Source organism: Clostridium sartagoforme AAU1 (genome assembly GCF_000401215.1).
In the GTDB taxonomy this organism is placed as follows: domain Bacteria; phylum Bacillota; class Clostridia; order Clostridiales; family Clostridiaceae; genus Clostridium; species Clostridium sartagoforme.
In genome coordinates this window covers 1-2,505 of sequence record NZ_ASRV01000215.1, presented here as the reverse complement: position 1 = coordinate 2,505, position 2,505 = coordinate 1, and the positions used below count along the sequence as shown (strand labels likewise).

The 2,505-nt window shown below is 26.4% G+C and carries 5 protein-coding genes; all 5 read left to right on the top strand.

Translation table 11 applies throughout. The annotated features are described in order from the left end of the window. Positions 1–103: 103 nt before the first annotated feature. The 5 genes from A500_RS20840 (at position 104) to A500_RS17080 (ending at position 2,161) form a co-directional block, all read left to right on the top strand. Positions 104–316: a hypothetical protein gene (locus A500_RS20840; protein ID WP_016208820.1), complete on the top strand. Its 213-nt coding sequence runs from the start codon at positions 104–106 to the stop codon at positions 314–316. 247 nt (positions 317–563) lie between these two features. Continuing rightward, entirely contained in the window at positions 564–1,073 is a 510-nt protein-coding gene (locus A500_RS20835; RefSeq protein ID WP_016208819.1) for a hypothetical protein, read from the top strand. Between the two features lie 245 nt (positions 1,074–1,318). Continuing rightward, positions 1,319–1,708 carry a hypothetical protein gene (locus tag A500_RS17085; protein WP_423219301.1) on the top strand — a complete coding sequence of 130 codons (390 nt, stop codon included), beginning with the start codon at positions 1,319–1,321 and terminating at the stop codon, positions 1,706–1,708. Between the two features lie 7 nt (positions 1,709–1,715). Next, the gene (locus A500_RS20570) at positions 1,716–1,859 is read left to right on the top strand and encodes a hypothetical protein (protein WP_157453694.1); all 144 of its coding nucleotides are present in this window, start codon (positions 1,716–1,718) and stop codon (positions 1,857–1,859) included. A 53-nt stretch (positions 1,860–1,912) separates the two neighbouring features. Then, entirely contained in the window at positions 1,913–2,161 is a 249-nt protein-coding gene (locus A500_RS17080) for a hypothetical protein (RefSeq protein ID WP_016208817.1), read from the top strand. Positions 2,162–2,505 lie beyond the last annotated feature (344 nt).

The following is a 2,505-nucleotide window of genomic DNA, read 5'->3' as shown; positions in this document are numbered from 1 at the left end:
CTAAAATTACTGTAAATCATGAATAAAATATTAAATTAGTAGATAATTATGAGTTGTTTATAAAAATCATAATATAGTTGTAATAAAATATGGAGGAGAAATTATGAAAATTATAGATAGTATCTATGGTGAGTTTAAGGTTGAACCAATTTTAGAAGAACTTATAAAAACAAAAGAGGTACAACGATTAAAGGGAATTCATCAGGGTGGAGCAAGTTATTTGATTAATATTGAATGGAATGTTACTAGATATGAACATTCTGTTGGTACAATGTTGTTTATAAGAATAATGGGGGGAGTATTGAGGAACAGATAGCAGGTTTATTACATGATATTTCTCACACTGCCTTTTCACACGTTATTGACTTTGTTTTTAAAAATAGTAATGAAGATTATCATGAAAAATATATGATGAAATCATTGAATCCTCTAATATCCCTAAAATACTATCAACTAATGGATATGATTATAAGGATATACTTTTAAATGAGTCTAAGTGGACAATACTTGAAAAGAGAGCACCTAAATTATGTGCAGATAGAATAGATTATACATTAAGAGATATGTATCATTATGGGTTTATATCAAAAGATGAAATTAAGACATTTTTAAGTAATTTATCTGTAGTTGAAGGAGAGATCGTAGTTAATTCTGTGGAGATTTCTGAATGGTTTGTAGATGTATATTATAAAGAGGTTATAGGATTTTTTATGAATCCATTAAATATATATGCTTATGATAGATTATCTAAAGCATTAGAAATAGCAATTAGATTACATGAAATTACTTTAGAAGACTTATTAAAAGAAGATGAATATGTATATAGTTTACTAAGGAATTCTAGTTCAGAAGAAGTAATAAACTTAATTGAATCAATAAATAGTCAAGTAAGATTAATAGAAAATAAAGATAAATATGACATATTTCAAAAAAATAAGATAAGGCTAATTGACCCAACTATAAATATTGGTGGGAAACGCTATAAAACCTCAGAAAAGTCAAGTTTTGTGAAAATATTAAATGAGAAGGCATTAAAAAAGTCTGAGGAAGGTATATTTATTAAAATAGGATAAAATTATTATTAAGCAGTATATATTTAAAATACCGTATTATTCAAAAGAGTGTACGGTATTTTTTAGCGGGCAATTCAGAAATATTATGAGTGGATTAAATAAGTAATATATTCTATATAAAGGTGCTCCTTGAAAATTGAATAGTACGGTATTTACAAAATATGTTATAATTATAATATGAGATAGATAATAGGAATTTACTGGAGGGTTGCTAAGTGAAAAGGAAGTATTGTTTAATTGCGAATGTGATTTTGTTGGCATGGTTTTTCTTAGATATGGTAGGAGTATATTTTAAGAACAATCATCTAGTTACACGTTCATGGCGTGATGATGGAATCTTTTTTATCATATTTCTTGGTGCGGTAATTTTATTTTTGCTAAAAGAGAATGTCGGAAAATATATATTAATTATATGGCAATCATTATGGCTATTAACCCAATTTATTTCTCATGAATGGTACACTATTGTTGGTGGCGGGGAAGAAAAAATACGATTTTTTGAAGGATCAATAAAGTTTATTAACTCTGATTTAAGATATATTCCTGACGTGTACCATATTGTTCTTCACATTTTGATACTTGTTGCATTGATTTCTACAATCATATATTCTATGAAATCAAAAAGATACTCATAATAATTTAATGAGTAATTATTTAATAGAAAATAAACTACAGAATCTTATACCTGTACCAGTATATTTCAATGGTTCTAAAAATATAAAAGGTAAAGGTACATGGAAACTTAATAAGGATTATCCTTTCTTATATTTACAAAATATTCCATAATTAAATCATAATTGGTATTTAATACACTGATATATGGTAAAATGGAGGGCTTTATGTGGATTAGGACTCAAAATAAAAAAGAGTTGGTTAATGTAATCAAAGTTGAAATTTCATCTATTCTTGGAGATAAAAGAAATAAAGTAATACTGTGGGGAAGGTTTGCACCTGATGGAATATTTTCTTCAAATAGGACTTCATTGGGGATGTATTCAACAATGGAGGATGCTATTGCTGAAATAGATGAAATTGAAAAATGTATACTAAACAATCCAAATGGTGTTTATACAATGAAGAGTAACTAACAACTTTAAAATATTGCAAAGGTAAAATTAAATATTAAATTACTAAAAGTACTGTATTATTCAAAATTGAATATATGGTATTTTTTAGTCTACAATTTATTTAGTTCACAGTTTTCCAATTAAACTAACAAGTGGCAGGAAAATAAATAGGTAACAGGTAACAAGTGTGAATTATAATTAAAAATTAAAATGTAAAAATAGTATTTAAAAATACGAAGGGAATGATATTATTGAGAAAAATATTTCTAATTATATCAAATTGTCTGGTCAGGAGTTTATGATTTGAAAAATAAGCAAATCTGGAGAGTAGAAGGCAACCCTGGCGGTAAAAAATCTAAGGAAGA